The following is a 21,679-nucleotide window of genomic DNA, read 5'->3' as shown; positions in this document are numbered from 1 at the left end:
GCCGTGGCATCCAGTCCGACGTCGCTGATCTACGAGCATAATGCCGAGCCGATCCGACGGCACCTTCTGCGCGACGATGTGACCGAGCTGGTCATCAACGAGCCAGGGATGATCGGCCTCGAGACGCGTGGTGGCTGGGAATGGCATGAGGAGCCCGCACTCGACAATGCGGCCCTCATGACGCTGGCGAAGCTGATCGCGGGGCTGACCAAGCAGGACATCAACTCCGAATATCCGATATGCTCCTCGGTCCTGCCGGGCGGCGAGCGCGCACAGGTCGTCGTTCCCCCGGCGGTCGAGCAAGGCTTCATCTCGATCACGATCCGCAAAGCGTCCGGCGTGACGATGAACATCGACGATTTCGAGCGTGCCGGCCTGTTCAGCGAGGTGCGCGCGCACGGCCTGTACGAGGAGGTTGACCCCGATCTGCTGCGACTGCGCGAGGCGGGCGATTGGCGCGCCTTCTTCAAGCTGGCGGTCGAAGCCCGCAAGAACATCCTCATTTCCGGCGCGACGGGCTCCGGCAAGACGAGCTTCTCTAAGGGTCTCATCAAGCTGATCCCGGACTATGAGCGGATCCTGACGATCGAGGACACGCGCGAGCTCGTCGTACCCCAGCGCAACCACGTCCACATGATGTACGCCAAGGATGGGAAGAGCCTCCAGAAGGCGGGCGCCAAGGAGTTGCTGGAATCGGCGCTGCGGATGCGGCCCGATCGCATCCTTCTGCAGGAACTGCGGGACGGCACCGCCTTCTTCTACCTGCGCAACGTCAACAGCGGTCATCCCGGTTCGATCACCACGGTCCACGCCAATACGGCCGAGGGCGCGCTCGAGCAGCTGACGCTGCTGGTGAAGGAATCGGAAGGCGGCAACGATCTCGACCGCCACGACATCCGGGCGCTGCTGCGCTCGCTGGTCGATATCGTCGTGCAGATGCACCGCCTGCCACCCGGCGAGGGCCAGCCGGCGCGCTATCGCATGACCGAAGTATGGTTCGATCCGGCGAGCAAGCCGACCGACTGAAGGGGGTGCCGGCATGAACGGAAAATGGGTGCGAAGCGACGAAGGGTCGCAGCCGGGCGCGATCGCGTTCCTTGGCATCATCGGCCTGGCGCTGAGCGCCACGATCGGCGCCCTCGCCGTCCTGTGGCGTGCCCACCTCCTCAACGCGCATACGCCCTGGATTAAGGTGCCGGCCGCGCTGTGGGCGTTGAAGGGCTATCCGATCGTCTATCAGCCGTTCCTGATCGGCTTCGGGATCGGCCTCGTTCTGACGGTCATCACCATCCTCTCCACGCTGTTCAAACGGCAGAAGCTCCACGGCGAGGCGCGCTTCGCGCGAGTCGGCGAGGTTCGCAACGGCAAGATGCTCGCCTCGGCCGGCATCGTGCTGGGCAAGTTCGGCGGGAAGGTGATGCGCTTTGGCGGACCCGAGCATGTGATGCTGGAAGCCCCGACGCGCGCCGGCAAGGGGGTGGGCGTCATCATCCCGAACTTGCTCGACTGGCTCGATTCTCTCGTGGTGCTCGACATCAAGCAGGAGAATTACGACAACACCGCGGGGTATCGGCTGAAGGTGCTCGGGCAGCAGGTGCTGCTCTTCAACCCGCTCGATCCCACGGGTCGCACCGTGCGGTGGAACCCGCTGAGCTACATCAACCGGCATGATCCGGTGGAGGTCATCAACGAGCTTCAGAAGATCGCGGCAATGCTCTATCCCGATCCGCTCACGGGCGAGAAGTTCTGGGCCGAGGGCGCGCGAACCGCTTTTCTCGGCATCACCGCATATATCGCGGCAACCGTCGACGATGGGGAGGACGCCCTCCCCTTCACGCTCGGCGAGGTGTACCGCCAGTTCGCGGCCAGCGATGCCCAGCGGCGTTTCCCGAAGATCATCGCCGATCGTAAGAAGGCCGGGAAGCCCCTGTCGGAAGGGTGCGTATCGGCGATCAAGGATTATACCGGCTCGTCGGCGAACACATTTTCCGGATTGCGCCAGTCGGTTACGTCCAAGATCAACGGCTGGCTGAACCCATATGTCGATGCGGCGACCTCAGAAAGCGATTTCGATCTCAGTGACTTTCGGGACAAGCGGATCTCGCTCTATCTCGGCGTGTCGCCGGACGACCTAGAGCGGGTTGCGCCCATCTACGGCCTGCTCTTCCAGCAACTCATCGACCGCAACGTCCGCGAGCTGCCGAAGGGCGACAAGCATCAGATCAAGGTGCTGCTCGCCCTGGACGAGTTCGCGAGCCTCGGCAAATGCACCGTGCTCGCGAACGCCTTCAGCTATGTCGCCGGCTACGGGCTGCGGATGCTGCCGGCGTTCCAGTCGCTCGAACAGATCCAGGGCGTTTATGGGGACAAGGTGGCGGCCGACATCGAGCGAAACTGCGCGGTGCGGCTTGTTCTTCGTCCGGCCGGTTTGGCCGAGGCGAAGAAGATTTCGGACCAGCTCGGCAGCTACACGTTCAAGGCGCGGTCGCGCTCGATGGGAACGTGGGGCGGCGGCGGCGGCTCCACCTCGGACTCCGATCAGCGCCGGCCGCTGATGCTCCCTCAGGAAGTTGAGTTGCTGCCGGAGGACGATCTGATCGTTTTCCGGCGAGGCATGTACGCGACCTATGGAAAGAAGGTCCGTTACTATGCCGAGAAGAAGCTCTCGGCGCGGACCAAAATACCCGCCCCGGAGATGCCCCAGATCCGCGTCGACCCCGCCGTCGCTGCTAACAGCCTTCGGGTGATCGAGGCCACGCAGGCTCCCGCCGACGACGCCTCGTCGATGCGAAGCGCCGCGACACCCTCAGAACCTGCTGCTACCAACGGCGCTCGTGCAATGGGTCGGCGGGGATTGAATCAGGCCGCGATCAGCGCGGCTTTGGCCGTTCCGCCAAACGAGCGTGTCGCCAAACTCTTCGAAGGCGTCCTCATGGTGCGACGCAAAGCTGCGTAATTAATGAGAATGCCTTTTCGGCGATTCGCTAGCGGGAATCGTTTTTGGGAACGAGCGATTTGTCCCCAATGGCGTCAAATGGGACGAAGCAGTCGTTCGGGCAATCGGCCGGGAATGTCGGGTTTCGGATGAATCGGCCATTCGCGGGGCTTCCGAGATTTGCTCGGCATCGCGCCAGCCTGCACGGTAGCGACTCCGCGGGGCTTCGATCTCACGCCAAAATAACAGCCGCGGCTCCCCTAACGAAAAACCCCGCCTCCGAGGTTGTCGCGCACTTTCTCCATCCGACAGGGTATCTCGCGCAATAGTGCGAACCTAGAGCACGTGCGCCACCGCCCCACGCCGCAATTCTCCAGAATTTGCGGTGCTCTGCGTCGCCTATCATGTGTTTTCCGACACTGGCGGGGCTAGTCGGCGCTTAAAAACGGCAGGGCCGTTCACGCCCACACCCGGACGCTCGGGTTAGTAATTCGGAGTCCCGGTAGTAGTCATTCGTTCAGTGGGATTATGGGGAACTTTCCAGACATGAGTTGCAATCGGGGCGCTCGGGATTGGTAAAGCTGTCTAGTTACGGCCAATGGGCAAGCGCGGTAAAATGGATCGCAAAAGCGATTACGCTGATATAATCTGGCATCGGAGGTAAATGCAGAAATGGAAAGTAGCCGTCAGCTGGAGAGCATCGCCCTCGCAATTGCTCCAATGCTAGCGGCTTCTGTATCCGAAGTATGGATCGTGGCAGAAGTTCATGACGACTGGATACAGAGGCGCTACGATGTCGTGTGCAACGGTAAGCTTGTTGAGGGGGTGGAAGGTGAGAGAACCATGAACCGATCCGTCAATGATGCTCTATCCGCCCTAAGGCGTGACATGCTTAAAGAGAGTCAGGAAGATTGGCATCATTGCACCTATGTTTTGAGGTCTGACGGAATCTTCAAAATGGAGTTCGATCGTAGCAGACCGCCGAGCGTGTGAATGTAACGATAGATACTCCTGTAAAAGGAGGCAGCGCCACAGAATGTCGGCCATCGCCAGCACCTTCCCGAAAGCCGCCGTTCCGCTTTCCTGCCCAACCCGGACATTCCCGAAATTCGATCCAGACCGTGCGAAAACTCACCGCCGCCCCCGATACAGACGTGATGCTCGAAACATAACGTCGCCAGATATGGCTGCGACGCAAGATAGCCAATCACCTGGCAACCGACACGCAGCTATATTAGTACGCTACATTCGGGGTTGGAGTTTTCGCACGGTCTGGATCGTTTTCGAGAAAGGTTTCGTGCCGCAACCAGCCGGTTTTGACACCTGTGAAGGCGGGGGATCTGCTAACCTCGATAACTTATTCGGCATGATCCTTTTTAACATTCGATGTGCTGAAAGCGTGTGGGTATCGTTGATCATCCATGGCCAACGAACGACTGTCATTGACCCGTGATTTCAACGGCCCATTCGTTCACGGTGCGGACCGGTTGGAGCATAGCGCCAAGCAGCAAGCAGATAGCGCCGATCGGCGCACGGAGCTTGCTGCCGATCGAACAGTCATGGCAGCGGAGCGCACCCACGCAGCCTGGGTCCGTACCGGGCTTGCCGCTCTAGCCGCAGGAATTGGCGCCCGCGCATTGCTTGAGAACATCGTGCCCGGCTGGCTTGCCGGTGCGACCGCAACCGTCCTGATCCTGTTCAGCGGCTTCTGCTTCGTTGCAGCGGTCTGGCGTGAAATGATTCCTATCGCCCCACCGCGGCCCGACACTCAGCGACTGCCGGCTTGGTTGCTGATCTCTGTGAACGGCTTCCTAGCGATTGCCGTCTTGGCGGCACTCGTCGGGATTTGGCTGCAATAACCGGCGTGACTATCGCCATTTTACGGATTCTGCTTGCATGACCACGCCGCAACTTATGTCGATTGGCCTGCTGATTGGCATGATGGGCCTCTTTCTTTGGGGCCGATTTCGCTATGATGTCACGGCCATCATCGCCCTGCTTGCCGGGCTGTCGCTGGGATTGGTGAAGCCCAAAGCGGCATTTACTGGCTTTTCCGATGACATCGTTATCATCGTTGGATCGGCGCTGGTGATCTCATCGGCAATGCAGCGTTCCGGCCTAATCGAGAGCGCGCTCGGGATACTGGCGCGGCGCGTGACACGCGTCCGGTCGCAACTCGTGGTGCTGACTACGGCAGTCGGGGTATCGTCCGGGCTCGTAAAGAACGTCGGTGCCTTGGCTATGCTGATGCCGGCAGCCGTGCAGACGGCGAAGAAATCGGACACTAGCCCCTCGGTGTTCCTGATGCCGATGTCGTTCGCTTCGCTCCTTGGCGGGTTGATGACCCTCGTTGGTACGTCGCCGAATATTATTGTCAGCAGAGTACGAGAGCAGATGACCGGTGAGCCGTTCGGCATGTTCGATTATCTGCCAACGGGGCTGGGCCTGCTTGTGGTCGGCCTCATTTTCCTGCGTTTCGGCTACCGCCTCCTGCCCAGGGAACGCCGCGCAGCGCCGACCATGGGCGAAGCTCTAAACATCACGGACTATGTCACTGAGGCGACCATCCAAGACGGATCGCCCGCTGTCGGCGAAACGGTTGAGTCCTTCATCGACCGTCATGATAATGAGGTGACGATCGCCAATGTTGTCCGTGACGATGTGCGCACGAGCATTACGGCCGAGTTCCTTCTGGCTGCCGGCGACACGCTGATCTTGGGCGGTGACCCGGATACGCTTGAGCGTGTCATTGCGGGTGACCACCTAGCACTTGCCGGACAGCATCGTGACCTACCGGAAGGCAGCGAAGATGATGAGGTTGGCGTCATTGAGGCGGTCATCACCACCGGCTCCGTGTTGGTCCGCCAGTCCGCTGGACGACTGCGGCTTCAGCAACGCTATGGCGTCAATCTCATCGCGGTATCGCGCGCCGGCAAACGGCTGACCAAGCAGCTCAGCGAGACCGTCTTGCGCGCCGGCGATGTCATTGTTCTTCAAGGACCCCTCACACTCTTGCCGGAACGCATGCGTGACCTCGGTACGCTGCCGCTGGCAGAGCGTGCCCTGCGTCTGGGAAGTTCGAAGCGTCGCTTCCTACCACTTATCATCCTCGCGGTGGCGATGACCGTAACCGCGACCGGCTATGTGCCTGTGGCCGTCGCCTTCTTCGCCGCTGCCGGTCTAATGATGGCGACCGGAGCGCTACCGCTGCGAGATGCCTATGATGGCGTCGAATGGCCAATTCTCATCATGCTGGGCGCGCTCATTCCGGTCAGTGAAACCCTGCGCACCACCGGCGCGTCGGATGTACTCGCGACCTCGCTTGCCCATCTGGCGGCCTCCTTGCCGCCATGGGGCGCGGTCGCCCTGATCCTCGTAGCGGCGATGGCTGTGACGCCGTTTCTCAACAATGCCGCGACGGTCTTGGTGATGGCGCCAATCGCGGCGGTGTTCGCGCATGACCTCGGATATCGCCCCGAAGCCTTCCTCATCGGGACCGCTATCGGGGCAGGATGCGATTTCCTGACGCCGATTGGGCATCAGTGTAACACCTTGGTTTTTGGTCCTGGGGGCTACCGCTTCAGCGATTACGCCCGGCTGGGCGCACCACTATCGGTTCTGGTGGTCTTGGTTGGTACGCCTCTAGTGATGTGGACTTGGCCACTGCACTGATCGCCGGGTACTGTTGATGGGCAGCATGGCCAAGCCGCAGGCGTTCGAAGATACTGAATGGCGTCCGTGGCGAGGAAGCGTACCGGGCGGCTCGGAAGGTTGTGGCACCGCAGATGTAGCAGGCGTAGGCGGCTTCATGCGTTTTTTCCACTCGCGGGCAGCCATGCCCGTTCTCATCGTCCTACTGCTTGCAACAATCACGGCAGCTGGACTGGCGACGTCTTGGACGCTGTCGATTGTGATGTGGCTTTCGAGCGCCGTTCTCGCCGCAGCCCTGTTTGCAACCTTGATGCAGGACGCCGACTGACATGGCTTCAGCGCCACTGATCGATAGCGCAGCTAGTCCACCTGGATCTGGTCGGGTGGCGCCATCGTGGCTCCGTAAAGCTTTTCGATCCAGCGAAGCTGCACTCATCGTGCTGGCCATCATGATCGGCAGTGCAGCCGGATTGCTCAGTGTCGTCCAGGGTACGCTCGCACAGGCGATGCAGCATCTGCTTTATGCCTTGTCGCCGGATGAAAGGCTGAGTGCGGCCACGACGATCCCTTACCTTGCTCTACTTGCCCTGCCGGCTGGTGGAGCCGTCCTCGCACTCTTCTCTTGGGTTACTCATGCTCGCCGGCGCCGGATGGTCGACGCTGTAGAGGCGAACGCCCTTCATGGTGGTCGCATGTCATGGTCCGACAGCCTCGTTATCTCCGGGCAAACGATCCTTTCCAACGGCTTCGGTGCGTCTGTGGGGCTTGAGGCGGCGTATGCGCAGTTGGGAGGGCTCGTCGCCTCGCTCAGCGGCAACTGGTTTGCGTTACGCAGGTCCGATCTGCGCATCTTGGTCGGCGCCGGAACGGGCGCCGCCATCGCAGGTGCATTCGGGGCTCCATTAGCTGGGGCCTTCTATGCCTTTGAGATCGTAATCGGGGCCTATACGATATCAGCGCTGGCACCTGTCGCTGCGGCGTGCCTGGCGAGTGTCCTTGTGGCGCAGGCGTTTGGTGCTCAACCGTATCTGGTTGCGGCTAATGCAGGCGAACAGATCGAGACGTTCCACTACCTTCTCTACGCCGGTCTTGGGGCCTGTGCCGCTGGCGCTGGTATACTGCTGATGCGGGCTGTTGCGGAGATGGAAGCAGCTACACGCAAACTGCCGATACCCTCGATTTGCCGGCCGATATTGGGCGGTCTTCTGCTCATCCCTCTGGCGATGCTCACGCCGCAAATTCTCTCTGCTGGTCACGGCGCCCTCCACCTCAATCTTGAAGCCGAGGTATCGCTGCGCTTCCTCGCCGCCATCTTCGTCGTCAAGTGCGCGGCCTCCATCATCTCACTTGGCTTTGGCTTCCGCGGTGGCCTGTTCTTCGCATCCTTGTTCTTGGGCAGCCTGCTGGGTCACCTGTTTGCTGGTTCACTCGAATGGATTGTCGGATCGCCTGTGATCGACCCGCACAATGCGGCCCTGGTGGGGATGGCCGCATTAGCGGTCGCCGTAGTTGGCGGGCCGATGACGATGGCGATGCTAGTCCTTGAGGCGACCCACGACTTCTCCCTTGCCGGCGCGGCCATTGCAGCATCGCTGGTCTCGTCCACCATCGTCCGCGAGCTGTTCGGCTATTCCTTTTCTACGTGGCGCCTGCATCTCCGGGGCGAAACCATCAAAAGCGCCCGCGATGTCGGCTGGGTCAGAACGCTTACAGCGGGCAAGATGATGCGACGTGTCGAAAGGGCTACGCCGTGCAACACGACGATCGCCGAGTTTCGTCGGGCGTTTCCGCTTGGTTCCACAAGTCGGGTCCTACTAGTCGATGACCACGAAAATTATGGCGGTATCGTACAGACTGCCAGTGCATTTGCCGAAGAGGTCGATCAGAAGGCACCGATCGGGTCGCTGGCGATCCACACGGGTCTCGCCCTTACGCCGGATTCAGACATCAGAAGCGTCATGACTACGTTCGATACCGAAGGTGCGGACGAACTGGCGGTAGTTGGAAGCGACGGGGCAGTTCTCGGCATCCTCTCCGAGAGCTATGCGCGACGCCGCTACGCAGAGGAATTGGACAAGGCGCAACGTGAGTTGTTTGGAGAAAGCTGACCAGCCGGCACGCAGCAAACGCTTCGTCCTACCGGTCTCGCTTAAGCCGGGCTTCGATTTTGACCCAGAACATGCCGCATCGCAGACCCATTCCGGCGAGTTGGGCGCCATGTACTGACATCAGCTCCGCACCGCGGCGAAACTGTTCAACCGGCACGGATATGGCGACGAACAGCCCGGCGTAGAGCAGCTGCGACATGATCGAGTGGATCACGACGGCGACCCCCAGCACTATCAGGCGGGCAGGCACGGAAGGCCGATGCGGCGCCGGATCGGGGCCTGTAATGAGCTAGGCGTAAAGGCATCCTGCTGCGACGAAATGGAAGTGCACCAGGTAGTGGAGCGCACCTGCCCTCTCTAAAGCAGCCAGTCCGCTTTCCTTCCCATTGTCGGCATTCAGCGGCCCGATATGTAGAAAACCCAGTCGTAATCACCATTGTGCGACAAACAAGTGCTTTCCGACACTCTCGAGACGTCGTGTCGACCTAGCCCAGCGTCATGCCGAATATACCGGACACGGACAGCGGGGCGCAGGTTTCACCGGAATCCTCATTTTTGCACCTGAACGACAGCGCCCGGCATCATCGGGTCGCCCGGAGCAATGACGAGGTAACGGCGCATGTCGCCTTTCGCGTCGCTGACGATCTGGCGGAGCGGTCCGAGCGTGTTTACTATCGCGCCGCCCGCCGGATTGGTCATGAACTTCGCCAGAGGCTGGATCACGCCGCTGCCGTCAGCGTGGGAGGATAATCCAAGGACATAGGGCATCTTTGGGCTGAGGCCCGCAACCGCCGCCTGCAAAATCTGGACCTGGCCTTGATCGAACAGCGTGACCTGGCTGCGCCCAGTCCCGGATAGAGTCAGCTGGATCTTCATGCCGGCCTGCGCGAGCGGCACCAGGTTTGCACGGCCATCGCCTACCGGCACCGCGCCGGGAACATATGCCACGCCTTGCGGCCCCTGACCGATTGGAATCGTCGCGATGACGGTGTTGCTTGCTGTGTCGATCGCCGCGACCGCATCGGCGTTCTCCAGCCCGACATACATCCGCGTGCCGTCGCCCGACGGCCATAGGCCGTGCGGGAGCGCGCCGACCGGGATGCTCGCCACCTGCACGAAGTCAGTGGTGCGGAACACCTTCACGACATTCTCGGTGCCGACCGTCACAAAGGCGAACTGGCCATTCTTATTGCGGGCGATATTGACGTGGTTGGTGATCGCGCCGGTATCGAACGTCTTGAGCACTGCGAAGGGTGGCTTGGCGTCGAACACCATGACCTTGCCGACGTCCTTGAGCGTCAACCAGACCTGCTTACCGTCGGGCGTCGCGGCGATGTCAGGGCAGAACGGGCTCGCCTGCTTGACGCGACCGACGATCTTCTTCGAGGCGGTGTCGATCACAACTGTCTCGGGCGAGAAGCTCGAACAGACGTAACCGTATTTCCCGTTTGGCGAAAAGATCGTCATGCCGGGGCCATTAGGAACGGGGATGCGCGTGGTCGGCGCGAAGGTCTTACCGTCGAGCACCTGGATATAATCCTCGCCGCGCACCGCGACCCAGACTTCGCGACCGTCGGGGCGGAAGAACGCTTCGTGCGGCGATCGGCCCACATAGGTCGTGTGCTTCACGGCATTGGTCGCAGTGTCGATGAACGTCACCGAGTTCGAGCCGATCGATATTACCGCCAGCGTCTTGCGATCGGGCGAGAAGCCCATGCCGTGCACGAGCAGCTGCCCCTTGTAGAGCGGGCTGAGATTGGCCGGGGTCTGGTCGCCGAGCTTGATGACGCCGAGCAGCGTGTTGGTCGACGGATCGATCACCGACACGGTGTTGGAGAACTGGTCCGAAGTGTAGAACCGGTCGTGCGCGCTAACAGGGATGTCGGGGGTCGCGTTCGGTACCTGCTGCGCAAATGCCGGGGCCGAAAAAGACAGGGCAGCACAGGCGGTTAAGGTAAAACGCTTCATGGACGGTCTCCGTGATGGGGGTGACCGGTCGCGGTCGGTTCGGTGTGAGGCAGCAACGCGCCGCCTTCGGATAGGATGCCCTGCATCACCGCGATTTCCTGACGCTGTTCGACGATGATTCCCTGGGCGAGCCGGCGCAGGCGTTCATCCTTGCCGAACCGCAGTTCGACTTCGGCCATGTCGATCGCGCCCTGATGATGCGGGATCATCATTTTGGCGAAGTCGCGATCGGGATCGCTCGAATAACCGGTCATCATCGCGCCGTGCATCCGCGCCATCGCCGCATCCATTGCGGACGCGAAACCGTCCGTTTGCGCTAAAGCACCCGTCGATACGGACACGGCTATCGCCGTTAGCAAAGCCGTGCGAAATTTCATCGTCATGCCTTTAGTGTTCCCATTTATGACACGCGAGCGATCAACGCCGAGCGTGACAGCGTAATGATCGCGGCGCAGCCGTCGATCCAACGCATAAGCATGGTTGTTCTGATCATCTAACAAGAACGGTAGGCGATCTATGATCGCGTTTTCGTATTGAAACCATCGCGACCATGCGTTGGACGCAGGGGACATATCGGTCGATCTAACGGCATCGGACTGGCACGATCACCCGCCGGATCCGCGATAAGGATCAAACGATGAAAGCTGCGATCGTTTTGGTTGCCGCGATGTTGGCCTCCGTAGCGCCAGTCCCGGTGATCGCTCAGGCCTATTGGGCTGCACCTGCGGCGGACGACTTTCCCTACGATATCAAGGCGGTTCAGGCACCGTGGTCGAAGGCTGATATCGACCTCAGCCATCATGACCGGATCTATGTGTCTGACCCTACATCGACGAAGATCGTTGTCATCGATCCTGCAGCGGGCAACGAACTGGGACGCATCGACCTCGCCAAAAGCGCGATAGCTGAGCCCAGCTTTTCCAGCCCCAGAGTCCAGCACCTGGCTGCAACGCGTGACGGGCGGACCCTGGCGGTATCGGCATCAGCGCAGCACAGTGTGACGCTCGTAGATCTGGCCACGAACACGGAACGAGGCCGGACCGTGTTCCAGACGTCGCCTACCGCCGTCGCGTTTACGCCCAATGGGCACGAACTCTGGGTTTCGCTCGGCGATGAACATGCCATCGCGGTCGTGGATCCTAAGACCGCGCGGGAGATCACCCGCGTACCAGCAAGTGGCGGAGCGGGCGCGACCATCCTGTCGCCAAACGGACGCTATGCCTTTGTATCGCTTACTGAAAGGCCGTCCATCCTGGTTGTCGACGTCGAGGATCGGCGCGTCGTCGGACACGTTGCCAGCAACGGTGCAGGTGCGGGAGCAATCGCGGTCTCGCCAGATGGCAAACAGATCTGGGCAACACGCCGCGAGAGCGGCACGACCACGGTCTTTGCTGCCAAACCGCCGTTTGCGGTACACGAAGTGATAAACACTGGTCCAGCGACGGGCGCGGTCAACTTCGCCCAGCGCGCAGACGATTCCTTTGCCTATGTCAGCGTTGGCGGCGATCAACCTGCAATCAAGGTCTATAGAACCGACAGCCTGGAGGCTGTGGCAACCGTCCCGCTACAAGCGGCTCCGAGTGCGGTTTGGCCGTCGGGCGATGGTACGAGGATCTATGCCAGCCTGGCCGGAACCAACAAGGTCGCTGGGATCGACACGCTGACGTACACCACCGTGTCGACGATCCCGATCAGTACGGATGCGCAAAGCCTGATCTACGTTCCTGGTGCCGTAAGATCAGGAAAAGGTCTCGCCAATCTGGTGCCATCCGGGCGCGATGCGGCGCTTGCCCTGGCGGCGCGTTAATCGGTCTCACACCGTCTGTAATCTTCCAACGAAAGCCCTTTCCAAAATGACCAAGCCCCCCGTCAGGATCGCGATCAGCGGTGCCGCAGGACAAATTTGCTATTCGCTGCTCTTCCGGGTCGCGCAGGGTGACGTGTTCGGACCGGACCAGCCCGTTATCCTTCAACTGCTCGACGTGCCGCAGGCGCTGGACGCAGTACGCGGCGTGGTCATGGAACTGGAGGATTGCGCGTTTCCGCTGCTGGCAGATGTGATCATTACTGATGATCCGATGGTGGCTTTCAAGGACATCGATGCGGCCATGCTGGTCGGGTCTCGTCCCCGCTCGAAGGGCATGGAGCGCCGTGATTTGCTCGCTGCCAACGCAGCGATCTTCAAGACGCAGGGCGCAGCGCTGGACGCAGTGGCCAAACGCGACGCCAAGATCCTGGTCGTCGGCAATCCCGCCAACACAAATGCCTGGATCCTTGCGCAAAGCGCGCCGGGTTTCCCTGCCGAAAACATCACGTCGATGATCCGCCTCGATCACAATCGCGCGCAGGGACAGCTTGCGGCCAAAGCGGGTGTCGGTGTCGATGCGATTACAAAGCTCGTCGTCTGGGGAAACCATTCGCCGACGATGTTTGCCGACTGGGGGAATGCCGAACTCGATGGCCAAAAGCTTGCCGACCGTATCGGAAACGAGGCCTGGTACCGCGAGACCCTGATCCCCACCGTTGCGCAGCGCGGCACCGCGATCATCGAAGCACGGGGTGCGTCCTCGGCCGCATCGGCCGCAAATGCGGCGATCGACCATCTGCGCGATTGGGTGCACGGCGCAGGCGACAATTGGGTGTCGATGGGCGTGGTGTCAGACGGCTCCTACGGTATCCCGCAAGGGCTGGTGTGCGGCGTGCCGGTGCTCTGCAAAAGCGGTGGCTATGTGCGTATCGAAGGACTGATCCTCGATCCATTCCAGCGAACGATGCTCGATCGCACGATTGCCGAACTGGTCGATGAACGTGAGGCGGTTATCGACATTCTGAAATGACCAATCTGTAATTATGATTGAAACGACCATAATATTTGGTTGGTGCGATTGATCTCCTTTCCCTATCATTGGGGCAAGGAGATCGGGCATGACCCTGGAACAACTCAGGATTTTCGTCGGTGTCGCAGAGCGCGAGCACATGACGCGCGCTGCCGAAGCGCTCAATGTGACGCAGTCGGCCGCAAGCGCTGCCATCGCCGCGCTAGAAGCGCGGCACGGCGTGCCGCTGTTCCACCGGGTCGGCCGTGGGATCGAACTGTCCGAAGCGGGCCGTATGTTTCTGGTCGACGCACGCGCAGTGCTTGGCCGTGCTGCCAGTGCAGAACTTGCATTGGCCGAATATGCCGGACTGGAGCGCGGCACACTGCGGCTGGTCGCGAGCCAGACGATCGCGGGCTATTGGCTACCCCGCCAGCTGGCGGCGTTTCATGCGCGCTACCCGTCCATCACGATAGAACTGGCGATCGACAACACGGAAGGGGCCGCGGCGCGCGTGCTCGACGGTGCAGTCGAGCTTGGCTTCGTCGAGGGTGTGATCGACGAGCCCGCGCTCGCGCATTGGACCGTCGCGAACGACCGCATGGTGCTGGTGAGTGACCGCGCTGCCGACACGATCGACGAGGACTGGATCCGGACCGCGCGCTGGATCGTCCGCGAGCAGGGATCGGGCACGCGCTCGTCGTTCGAGGAGGTGTTGCGCCAGCGCGGCGTCGATCCGTCGGACCTTACCATAGCGCTGACCCTGCCATCGAACGAGGCGGTCCGCAGCGCGGTCGAGGCCGGCGCGGGCGTCGCGGTGCTGTCGCAGCATGTCGTCGCACCTGCAATCGCGGCCGGCACGTTGCACGATCTGCCGCTCGGTCTGCCGCGGCGTCCATTCTACGCGCTGCGGCACAAGGAGCGCTATCGTACCCGGGCGGCCGACGCGCTGACCGATCTCATCAAGGAGACTGGGAAGTGACTGCCGATCTGAAACCCGTTCTCGATGGTCTGAAGCCGCTCAGCCGGCTTGATTCTCCGCGCGAGATGATCCGCCAGTTCACCCCCAACTGGTTCGCCGCTACGATGGGCACGGGCATCCTCGCGCTGGCCTTGCCGCAGGTGCCGGGCGTCGGCGCATCGCTGCACCCGGTCGGCGAGGCGTTGTGGTATTTCAACATCGCGCTCTTCACGCTGTTCGCCGGGCTCTACACCGCGCGCTGGACGATGTTCGGGCACGAGGCGCGTCGGATCTTCGGGCACAATACCGTGTCGATGTTCATCGGCACGATCCCGATGGGCCTCGCGACGATCATCAACGGGTTCCTGGCGTTCGGCCTGCCGCGGTTCGGCGCCGGCGTTATCCCGATCGCCGAGACATTGTGGTGGATCGACGTCGCGATGTCGCTCGCCTGCGGTGTAGCGATCCCCTACCTCATGTTTACCCGGCACGAACATTCGCTCGACGGCATGACCGCGGTGTGGCTCCTGCCAGTGGTCGCGGCCGAGGTCGCAGGCGCGAGCGGAGGCCTGCTCGCACCGCATCTGGCGGACGCGCACCACCAGTTCGTGGTGCTGGCGACCTCCTTTGTCCTCTGGGCGTATTCGGTGCCGGTCGCGTTCGGCATCCTCGCGATCCTCATCCTGCGGATGGCGCTGCACAAGCTGCCGCACGAGAGCATGGCCGCATCGAGTTGGCTCGCACTAGGCCCGATCGGCACCGGTGCGCTCGGGATGCTGGTGCTCGGCAGCGACGCGCCCGCGATCCTCGCCGCCAACGGCCTCGGCCAGATCGGCGCGGTAGCGCAGGGGATCGGCACGATCGCCGGGCTGCTGCTCTGGGGCTTCGGCCTGTGGTGGCTGGCGCTCGCGACGCTGATCACGATCCGCTACTGGCGCGCGGGCATTCCGTTCAACCTCGGGTGGTGGGGCTACACCTTCCCGCTCGGCGTCTACACGGTCGCCACCTTCAAGCTCGGCACGACGCTCCAGCTCGGCTTTTTCGGGATCGTCGGCACCGTCCTTACCATCGCGCTCGCAGCGATGTGGCTGCTGGTCGGCGCCAAGACGGTCACAGGCGGCTGGCGCGGAAACCTGTTCGTGTCGCCCTGCATCGCCCAAGCCAATTGATGGGCCGAACTGATCGTCCTGCCGGATCGAACCGGCGCATCCGATCGACCCGTACCGGGCAGACCGTCGGACGGATCGCGCATAAGAGCATGACATCGAAGGGAGAATGCTGGTGGACAGCCTGGATATGAAACTGGCGCAGGCGACGAACCGCCGTCGCTTTCTCGCAGAGGCTGCGATCGGCAGCGGCGCGTTGATCGCCGCACCCGCGCTGGCGCAGAGCATTGTCGATCTGCACCTGCCTGGCGGTCCGTCGGAACGACCGATGACCAGTGCGTTCCCTGGCAAGGGCAACATGATCCTCCAGCGTATCCACCCGCCTTTGCTGGAAACGCCGATGAGCGTGTTCAATGGTGACGTCTTCACGCCAAACGACCAGTTCTTCGTCCGCTGGCACTGGGCTGACATCCCCACCGCGATCGATGTCGAGGCGTTCCGGATCAAGGTGCACGGCGCGGTCACGCGGCCGCTGTCAATCTCGCTCGCGCAACTGCTGAAGTTGCCACGCGTCGAGCTGGCGGCGATCAACCAATGCTCGGGCAATTCGCGTGCGCTGTTCCAGCCGCCCGTTGCCGGTGCGCAGTGGCGTCACGGGGCCATGGGCAACGCTAAATGGCTCGGCGTGCGCCTGCGCGACGTGCTCGACATCGCCGGCGTGAAGCCGGGCGCGGTTGCAGTGCGGTTCGGTGCGCTCGACCAGCCGGTGGTCGCGGGTGGACCGGATTTCGCCAAGTCGCTGTCGATCGACCACGCACGCGACGGCGAAGTGATGCTCGCCTTCGGGATGAACGGCGAACAGATGCCGCTCCTCAACGGCTTCCCGGTCCGGCTGATCGTACCCGGCTGGTATTCGACCTATTGGGTCAAGATGCTGAACGACATCGAGGTGCTCGCCGCGCCCGACGACGGTTACTGGATGGCCAAGGCGTACAAAATCCCTGACACTCCAGGCGCGAACGTGCGGCCGGGCCAGAAGGATTTCCCGGCCGTTCCGATCAACAAGATGATCCCGCGCAGTTGGGTCACGAGCCTCGACGAAGGGCAGGCGATCGCGTTCGACCGGTCGATCCCGCTGGGCGGCATTGCGATGGGGGGCGATTGCGGCGTCGCCAAGGTCGATGTGTCGACCGACAACGGCAAGACCTGGTACAAGACGACGCTCGGCCCCGATCACGGCAAATACAGTTTCCGCCGCTGGGACGCGCAGGTGCCGCTCACGCATGCGGGCCCGACCAGGCTGATGTCGCGCTGCTGGAACACCGCCGGCATCGCGCAGCCGATGACGCCGATCTGGAACCCGGGCGGGTTCATGCGCGGCAACATTGAAACCACCAACATCGTCGTCGGCTGAGGAGCGCTCCCCCATGAAAACGCCTTCCATCGGCACGCTGTCGTTTGGGTTCGTCGGCGCGACCGTCGTTCTGCTACTTGCGATCGGTGCCCCGAACAGCCGCATAGCCCCGCCGCCTGCCGCCCCGGCCGCACCACCGCCGCCAAGCGTTTCGGCGCGCGGCTTCTCGCTGGCGTCCACCTCGGTCGATCTCCCGACCGACGAAGGGCAATATCCGGCTGGTCCGCATGCGGACGTCATCAACGCCAACTGCACCTCGTGTCATTCGGCGAGCATGGCGCTGAACCAGCCGCCACTCTCTTCCGACCAGTGGACCGCGGAGGTCACCAAGATGCGCGAGGTCTACAAGGCTCCCGTTGCACAGGCTGACGTGCCGGCGATCGTCGCTTATCTGACCGCCATGAGCGCAAAGCAGCCGGGTGCCGCGAAGGGCAAGGCGCAAGACCCCGATCCGAAGGCTGCGCCCGACGTATCGGGGGGATCAGGCTAAGCCCATCAACTCACGACACGCGGTTCTGCGCGCGAAGTGCTGTGCGGCGTGGCCTCCGGGGGAGGGCGTCGACGCCAATCGAAACACTGCTCGCGCCCTGCGCGTTCGCAGGTGTGCCATGTGGCACACCTTACGCGAGAATCGTCACCGGCAGGGCCGAGACGCCGGCACGATGGCTCGGTCGGCACGCCCAGCGGGCCGATAGAGCCGTGCCCGCGGGGTCCCGCCCCACTCGTTGGGGACTTCGGAAAAGAGCGTAGGGTGCCGACTGCCTGCCTACTTGGTGCTATCAACGTCTGGACCGAAACCATATAGCTGCTATCCTGGATATATGGAAAACAACACGGCAATTTCAGCGCTCGGCGCGCTCGCACAAGGAACACGCCTCGACGTGTTCCGCCTGTTGGTGCGGCACGAACCGCATGGCTTGGCTGCCGGCGAAATCGCCCGTCAGCTCGACGTACCGCAAAACACGATGTCCGCACACCTCGGCATCCTCGCCCGTGGCGGGCTGGTGCGATCCGAACGTCATAGCCGCTCGATCATCTATCGTGCCGATCTCGACGGCCTGCGCGCGCTAACGCTCTTTCTCGTCAAGGATTGCTGCGCCGGCAACGCGGAGCTGTGCGCCCCGCTGATCGCCGAACTCACCCCATGCTGCTGAAAGGACGCCCGTGGCCGTCGATATCGTGATCTATCACAACCCCGTGTGCGGCACGTCGCGCAACACGCTAGGCCTGATCCGCAATGCCGGCATCGAACCGCACGTGGTCGAATATCTGAAAACCCCGCCCTCGCGCGCGCTGCTGGTCGAGCTGATCGACCGCGCCGGCATAACGCCCCGCGAGCTGCTACGCGAAAAGGGTACGCCCTATGCGGAGCTCGGCCTGGGCGACACATCGCTGTCCGACGACGCGCTGGTGGATACGATGATGACGCACCCGATCCTCATCAACCGGCCGATAGTCGTCTCACCGCTCGGCGTGAAGCTCTGCCGGCCGTCCGAAGCCGTGCTTGATCTGCTGCCGGGCGATCAGCGCGGCGCGTTCGCGAAGGAAGACGGACAACAGGTGGTAAACGCCTCGGGCCAGCGCATCGCCTGATGCTTCTTGCCGTCCTGATCTTCGTCGTCACGATCGTGCTCGTCATCTGGCAACCCAAGGGGCTCGGAATCGGGTGGAGCGCGATCGCCGGGGCCGTCTTGGCGCTGCTCGCGGGCGTCGTCACGCTGTCCGACGTCCCGGTCGTTTGGGGCATCGTCTGGAACGCGACGGCTGCATTCGTCGCGATCATTGTCATAAGCCTGTTGCTCGATGAAGCTGGATCCTTCGAATGGGCGGCGCTCCACGTTGCGCGCTGGGGCAGGGGACATGGGCGCCGACTCTTCGTCCTGATCGTGCTGCTCGGCGCGGCGGTGTCGGCGTTGTTCGCCAATGATGGTGCGGCGCTGATCCTCACGCCGATCGTCATCGCCATGCTGCGCGCGCTGGGGTTCAAGGACAAGGCGACGCTGGCGTTCGTCATGGCGGCCGGGTTCATCGCCGACACGGCCAGCCTGCCGCTGGTGGTCTCGAACCTCGTCAACATCGTGTCAGCCGACTTCTTCAAGATCGGGTTCGGCACATATGCGTCCGTGATGGTCCCGGTCGATCTGGTGTCGATCGCCGCCACGCTGGGCGTGCTGCTGCTGTTCTTCCGGCGCGACCTCCCAGAAGACTATGACGTGGGGGCGCTCCGCGCGCCGCGCGATGTCATCCGAGACCCCGCGACCTTCCGTGCCGGCTGGATCGTCCTCGCGCTGCTGCTCGCTGGCTTCTTCCTGCTCGAACCGATCGGCGTGCCGGTCAGCGCCGTTGCCGCTGCCGGCGCGATCCTGCTGCTGGTAATTGCGGGACGGGGCCATGTGATCCAGACCGGCAAGGTGCTGCGCGGCGCACCGTGGCAGGTCGTGATCTTCTCTCTCGGCATGTACCTGGTCGTCTACGGGCTGCGAAACGCGGGCCTGACCGACCATCTCGCCGCGCTGCTCGATCGCACCGCTCAGGGCGGCGTGTGGGGGGCGGCGTTCGGGACAGGCGTGATCGCGGCCATCCTGTCGTCCGTGATGAACAACATGCCGACCGTACTGGTGGGCGCGCTGTCGATCGACGCGACCCATGCCACTGGCGCCGTGCAAGAAGCAATGATCTACGCCAATGTCATCGGCTGCGATCTTGGCCCCAAGCTGACGCCGATCGGCTCGCTCGCAACGCTGTTATGGCTCCACGTCCTCGGCCAGAAAGGTGTTCGGATCGGATGGGGCTATTATTTCCGTGTCGGTATCACGCTGACTGTGCCGGTATTGCTGGTCACGCTTGCCGCCTTGGCATTGAGGATCACGATCGGATGACAGCCCTGATCTACATCGGCGCGGCGCTTGCTGAAATTGGCGGATGCTTTGCCTTCTGGGCCTGGCTTCGCATGGCGAAGTCACCCTTGTGGCTTGCTCCGGGCGTCGTCTCATTGATCCTGTTCGCATGGCTCCTCACCCGCGTGGACAGCGATGCCGCGGGACGAGCGTATGCCGCTTACGGCGGCATTTACATCTGTGCATCGCTTGCTTGGCTCTGGACCGTCGAAGGCGTGCGGCCCGATCGCTGGGATGTGAGCGGCGCGGCGCTCTGTCTGATCGGCACCTGTATCATCCTCTTGGGACCACGAACCGCCTGATGCCTGTTCGAACGCTCTCCGACCCCGACCATCTGCCCGCGCTCGATCGAAGCTATGCGATCGAACGACCTGCTCATGGCCTCGGCGCGGGTGCTCCGCCGCCACGAATCCTTCTGCTCTACGGTTCCTTGCGCGAGCGGTCATTCTCGCGGCTGTGTGTCGAGGAAGCGGCGCGACTACTGCAATTCTTCGGATGCGAAACGCGCATTTACGATCCCTCGGCGCTGCCGTTGCCCGATCAGGTCGTCGGCGACGACCATCCGGCCGTCCACGAGCTGCGTGAACTGTCGTTGTGGTCGGAAGGTCAGGTGTGGTGCAGCCCTGAACGGCACGGCCAGATCACCGGCATCATGAAGCTCCAAATCGATCATCTGCCGCTCTCGATGGGCGGGATGCGACCGACGCAGGGACGCACGCTGGCAGTCATGCAGGTATCGGCGGGTTCGCAGTCGTTCAACAGCGTCAACACGCTGCGCGTGCTCGGCCGCTGGATGCGAATGGTGACGATACCGAACCAGTCGAGCGTCGCCAAGGCGTTCGCCGAATTCGGCGAGGACGATCGCATGAAGCCGTCGAGCTATTATGACCGCATCGTAGACGTAATGGAGGAACTGGTGCGGTTCACGGTGCTGCTGCGCCCGCACGCGGCACAACTCGTCGACCGCTATTCCGAGCGCAAGGAAGTTCGCGTAGGGATCGACCTGACGACAGACTTGTCGACTATCGCGACCACGGCACCCCCTCGAGGTGTTTGACCTCGCCCCGACGCGATGGAAGATCAGAGCGGCTACTGTGCAATACCAGCCAATGGCCTGCTGGGCTGTTAGTCGTCGACCGTCGAAACCGACTACGTGATCAGTCTTCGCGACGTTCGATGTTGTCCCCTAGCCCCGGCGCTTCTGGAGACGATCGGTCGTCTTTACGCTTCTCCGAGGCGACCATTTCGCCAACTTCGACCATCTCCGCGGTTTCCTGCGTGGTCGGCTCATCCTTGTCCGTCTCGGCCATATGCGTCTCCTTTAAAGCATCAACGCCAAAGGCTCGCTATTAGATGCGAGGAGACGCGCAGGCGTCGGATCAGTCGTCGTCGCGGTCCTGCTTTTCGCGGGAAACGACCTTGAAGTTGCGGTTTAGCTTGATGTCATAGCGGCCGCCACGGCAGCGTGCGTCGTCGACCTCGAAGCCACCATCGTCGCGCTCGATCGAGCGTGGCGCAGTGCAGCCGATCCGCTTCAAGGCGGTAAGCGTCGAGGCCCGCTGGCGCGGGGTCACCCGATCGTCGTCAGCGAGGGCGGGGGAAGCGATGACGAGTGCCAGCGCGCCGGCAGCGAGATATTTGAGCATGGAAAAGACGTCCGATTAAAGGTCCATGGAAACTCTGAATCCAATGCGGCCCGCGCGCCGATCGTTCCGAAATCATCCCCACGTCGGGTGATAACGAGAGCAATCGCCAGAACGACGACCGAGAGAACAAGACTTGCCAGCACATAGCCGATCGCGGCGCCGGTCTCGCCGCGCTCC

Annotated in this window: 22 protein-coding genes and 1 pseudogene; 17 read left to right on the top strand and 6 right to left on the bottom strand. The window is 62.3% G+C overall.

Features of this window, described 5'->3' with window-relative positions:
- Positions 1-3 precede the first annotated feature (3 nt).
- The 6 genes from virB11 (at position 4) to AC07M8_RS16355 (ending at position 8,694) form a co-directional block, all read left to right on the top strand.
- Positions 4-1,026 carry a P-type DNA transfer ATPase VirB11 gene (gene virB11, locus AC07M8_RS16380; protein ID WP_121905596.1) on the top strand — a complete coding sequence of 341 codons (1,023 nt, stop codon included), beginning with the start codon at positions 4-6 and terminating at the stop codon, positions 1,024-1,026.
- A 13-nt stretch (positions 1,027-1,039) separates the two neighbouring features.
- Positions 1,040-2,956: a type IV secretory system conjugative DNA transfer family protein gene (locus AC07M8_RS16375; protein ID WP_267389319.1), complete on the top strand. Its 1,917-nt coding sequence runs from the start codon at positions 1,040-1,042 to the stop codon at positions 2,954-2,956.
- 1,400 nt (positions 2,957-4,356) lie between these two features.
- Positions 4,357-4,794 (top strand): DUF202 domain-containing protein, encoded by a 438-nt coding sequence (locus AC07M8_RS16370; protein WP_495175367.1) that lies wholly within the window; start codon positions 4,357-4,359, stop codon positions 4,792-4,794.
- 37 nt (positions 4,795-4,831) lie between these two features.
- Complete coding sequence (locus AC07M8_RS16365) at positions 4,832-6,607, top strand: SLC13 family permease (protein ID WP_056019265.1); 1,776 nt, start codon at positions 4,832-4,834, stop codon at positions 6,605-6,607.
- Between the two features lie 25 nt (positions 6,608-6,632).
- Positions 6,633-6,914, top strand: coding sequence for a hypothetical protein (locus AC07M8_RS16360; RefSeq protein ID WP_132833781.1), 282 nt, complete (start codon positions 6,633-6,635; stop codon positions 6,912-6,914).
- A gap of 1 nt (position 6,915) precedes the next feature.
- A complete protein-coding gene (locus AC07M8_RS16355; protein WP_082445489.1) occupies positions 6,916-8,694 on the top strand; it encodes a chloride channel protein in 1,779 nt (592 codons plus the stop codon).
- A 28-nt stretch (positions 8,695-8,722) separates the two neighbouring features.
- Here the strand turns inward: AC07M8_RS16355 and AC07M8_RS16350 are convergent, their stop codons facing one another.
- The 3 genes from AC07M8_RS16350 to copM form a co-directional block, all read right to left on the bottom strand.
- Positions 8,723-8,944: a hypothetical protein gene (locus AC07M8_RS16350; protein WP_056019259.1), complete on the bottom strand. Its 222-nt coding sequence runs from the start codon at positions 8,942-8,944 to the stop codon at positions 8,723-8,725.
- Positions 8,945-9,243: 299 nt separating this feature from the next.
- On the bottom strand, positions 9,244-10,662 hold the full coding sequence (locus AC07M8_RS16345) for a YncE family protein (RefSeq protein ID WP_056056390.1): 1,419 nt from the start codon (positions 10,660-10,662) through the stop codon (positions 9,244-9,246).
- Positions 10,659-11,162: a CopM family metallochaperone gene (copM, locus tag AC07M8_RS16340; protein WP_259467272.1), complete on the bottom strand. Its 504-nt coding sequence runs from the start codon at positions 11,160-11,162 to the stop codon at positions 10,659-10,661. The genes AC07M8_RS16345 and copM overlap by 4 nt, the downstream gene beginning before the upstream one ends.
- A gap of 137 nt (positions 11,163-11,299) precedes the next feature.
- Here copM and AC07M8_RS16335 point away from each other — a divergent pair, with 137 nt between their 5' ends.
- From AC07M8_RS16335 to arsH, 11 genes are all read left to right on the top strand, one after another.
- Entirely contained in the window at positions 11,300-12,469 is a 1,170-nt protein-coding gene (locus AC07M8_RS16335) for a YncE family protein (RefSeq protein ID WP_056056388.1), read from the top strand.
- A gap of 46 nt (positions 12,470-12,515) precedes the next feature.
- Entirely contained in the window at positions 12,516-13,499 is a 984-nt protein-coding gene (locus tag AC07M8_RS16330; RefSeq protein ID WP_056056386.1) for a malate dehydrogenase, read from the top strand.
- Positions 13,500-13,587: 88 nt separating this feature from the next.
- Entirely contained in the window at positions 13,588-14,460 is an 873-nt protein-coding gene (locus tag AC07M8_RS16325) for a LysR family transcriptional regulator (RefSeq protein ID WP_056056384.1), read from the top strand.
- Complete coding sequence (locus AC07M8_RS16320) at positions 14,457-15,608, top strand: TDT family transporter (protein WP_056056383.1); 1,152 nt, start codon at positions 14,457-14,459, stop codon at positions 15,606-15,608. Before AC07M8_RS16325 ends, AC07M8_RS16320 begins: the two co-directional genes overlap by 4 nt.
- A 106-nt stretch (positions 15,609-15,714) precedes the next feature.
- A complete protein-coding gene (locus tag AC07M8_RS16315; RefSeq protein ID WP_197983136.1) occupies positions 15,715-16,959 on the top strand; it encodes a molybdopterin-dependent oxidoreductase in 1,245 nt (414 codons plus the stop codon).
- 13 nt (positions 16,960-16,972) lie between these two features.
- Positions 16,973-17,449, top strand: a complete 477-nt coding sequence (locus AC07M8_RS16310; protein ID WP_031439129.1) for a hypothetical protein — start codon at positions 16,973-16,975, stop codon at positions 17,447-17,449.
- A 331-nt stretch (positions 17,450-17,780) separates the two neighbouring features.
- The gene (locus tag AC07M8_RS16305) at positions 17,781-18,113 is read left to right on the top strand and encodes an ArsR/SmtB family transcription factor (protein WP_056056382.1); all 333 of its coding nucleotides are present in this window, start codon (positions 17,781-17,783) and stop codon (positions 18,111-18,113) included.
- A 10-nt stretch (positions 18,114-18,123) separates the two neighbouring features.
- A complete protein-coding gene (gene arsC / locus AC07M8_RS16300; RefSeq protein ID WP_056056381.1) occupies positions 18,124-18,552 on the top strand; it encodes an arsenate reductase (glutaredoxin) in 429 nt (142 codons plus the stop codon).
- Positions 18,552-19,838: an arsenic transporter gene (locus AC07M8_RS16295; RefSeq protein WP_056056380.1), complete on the top strand. Its 1,287-nt coding sequence runs from the start codon at positions 18,552-18,554 to the stop codon at positions 19,836-19,838. The genes arsC and AC07M8_RS16295 overlap by 1 nt, the downstream gene beginning before the upstream one ends.
- Complete coding sequence (locus AC07M8_RS16290) at positions 19,835-20,158, top strand: YnfA family protein (protein WP_056056378.1); 324 nt, start codon at positions 19,835-19,837, stop codon at positions 20,156-20,158. Before AC07M8_RS16295 ends, AC07M8_RS16290 begins: the two co-directional genes overlap by 4 nt.
- Positions 20,158-20,913: an arsenical resistance protein ArsH gene (arsH, locus tag AC07M8_RS16285; RefSeq protein ID WP_056056376.1), complete on the top strand. Its 756-nt coding sequence runs from the start codon at positions 20,158-20,160 to the stop codon at positions 20,911-20,913. The genes AC07M8_RS16290 and arsH overlap by 1 nt, the downstream gene beginning before the upstream one ends.
- Before the next feature lie 100 nt (positions 20,914-21,013).
- Here the strand turns inward: arsH and AC07M8_RS16280 are convergent, their stop codons facing one another.
- From AC07M8_RS16280 to AC07M8_RS16270, 3 genes and pseudogenes are all read right to left on the bottom strand, one after another.
- Entirely contained in the window at positions 21,014-21,166 is a 153-nt protein-coding gene (locus AC07M8_RS16280) for a hypothetical protein (RefSeq protein ID WP_156364448.1), read from the bottom strand.
- Between the two features lie 69 nt (positions 21,167-21,235).
- Complete coding sequence (locus AC07M8_RS16275; protein ID WP_056056375.1) at positions 21,236-21,502, bottom strand: PepSY domain-containing protein; 267 nt, start codon at positions 21,500-21,502, stop codon at positions 21,236-21,238.
- Positions 21,427-21,679: pseudogene (locus AC07M8_RS16270) on the bottom strand (hypothetical protein); the annotation flags it as partial. The gene AC07M8_RS16275 and the pseudogene AC07M8_RS16270, both read right to left, overlap by 76 nt.

The organism is Sphingomonas sp. GW821-FHT09E03, from assembly GCF_059416225.1.
Note: the sequence above shows the minus strand (reverse complement) of the source record. Positions and strands in the feature narration are given on the sequence as shown.

What these genes read in the sequence shown, in the direction of transcription:
- AC07M8_RS16345 (WP_056056390.1), bottom strand. Translation starts at nt 10,662, where the DNA reads ATGAAGCGTTTTACCTTAACCGCCTGTGCTGCCCTGTCTTTTTCGGCC.
- AC07M8_RS16290 (WP_056056378.1), top strand. Translation starts at nt 19,835, where the DNA reads ATGACAGCCCTGATCTACATCGGCGCGGCGCTTGCTGAAATTGGCGGA.
- AC07M8_RS16280 (WP_156364448.1), bottom strand. Translation starts at nt 21,166, where the DNA reads ATGGCCGAGACGGACAAGGATGAGCCGACCACGCAGGAAACCGCGGAG.
- AC07M8_RS16330 (WP_056056386.1), top strand. Translation starts at nt 12,516, where the DNA reads ATGACCAAGCCCCCCGTCAGGATCGCGATCAGCGGTGCCGCAGGACAA.
- AC07M8_RS16315 (WP_197983136.1), top strand. Translation starts at nt 15,715, where the DNA reads ATGCTGGTGGACAGCCTGGATATGAAACTGGCGCAGGCGACGAACCGC.
- AC07M8_RS16375 (WP_267389319.1), top strand. Translation starts at nt 1,040, where the DNA reads ATGAACGGAAAATGGGTGCGAAGCGACGAAGGGTCGCAGCCGGGCGCG.
- arsH (WP_056056376.1), top strand. Translation starts at nt 20,158, where the DNA reads ATGCCTGTTCGAACGCTCTCCGACCCCGACCATCTGCCCGCGCTCGAT.
- AC07M8_RS16370 (WP_495175367.1), top strand. Translation starts at nt 4,357, where the DNA reads ATGGCCAACGAACGACTGTCATTGACCCGTGATTTCAACGGCCCATTC.
- AC07M8_RS16305 (WP_056056382.1), top strand. Translation starts at nt 17,781, where the DNA reads ATGGAAAACAACACGGCAATTTCAGCGCTCGGCGCGCTCGCACAAGGA.
- AC07M8_RS16335 (WP_056056388.1), top strand. Translation starts at nt 11,300, where the DNA reads ATGAAAGCTGCGATCGTTTTGGTTGCCGCGATGTTGGCCTCCGTAGCG.
- AC07M8_RS16360 (WP_132833781.1), top strand. Translation starts at nt 6,633, where the DNA reads ATGGCCAAGCCGCAGGCGTTCGAAGATACTGAATGGCGTCCGTGGCGA.
- AC07M8_RS16325 (WP_056056384.1), top strand. Translation starts at nt 13,588, where the DNA reads ATGACCCTGGAACAACTCAGGATTTTCGTCGGTGTCGCAGAGCGCGAG.
- AC07M8_RS16355 (WP_082445489.1), top strand. Translation starts at nt 6,916, where the DNA reads ATGGCTTCAGCGCCACTGATCGATAGCGCAGCTAGTCCACCTGGATCT.
- AC07M8_RS16310 (WP_031439129.1), top strand. Translation starts at nt 16,973, where the DNA reads ATGAAAACGCCTTCCATCGGCACGCTGTCGTTTGGGTTCGTCGGCGCG.
- AC07M8_RS16365 (WP_056019265.1), top strand. Translation starts at nt 4,832, where the DNA reads ATGACCACGCCGCAACTTATGTCGATTGGCCTGCTGATTGGCATGATG.
- AC07M8_RS16295 (WP_056056380.1), top strand. Translation starts at nt 18,552, where the DNA reads ATGCTTCTTGCCGTCCTGATCTTCGTCGTCACGATCGTGCTCGTCATC.
- AC07M8_RS16275 (WP_056056375.1), bottom strand. Translation starts at nt 21,502, where the DNA reads ATGCTCAAATATCTCGCTGCCGGCGCGCTGGCACTCGTCATCGCTTCC.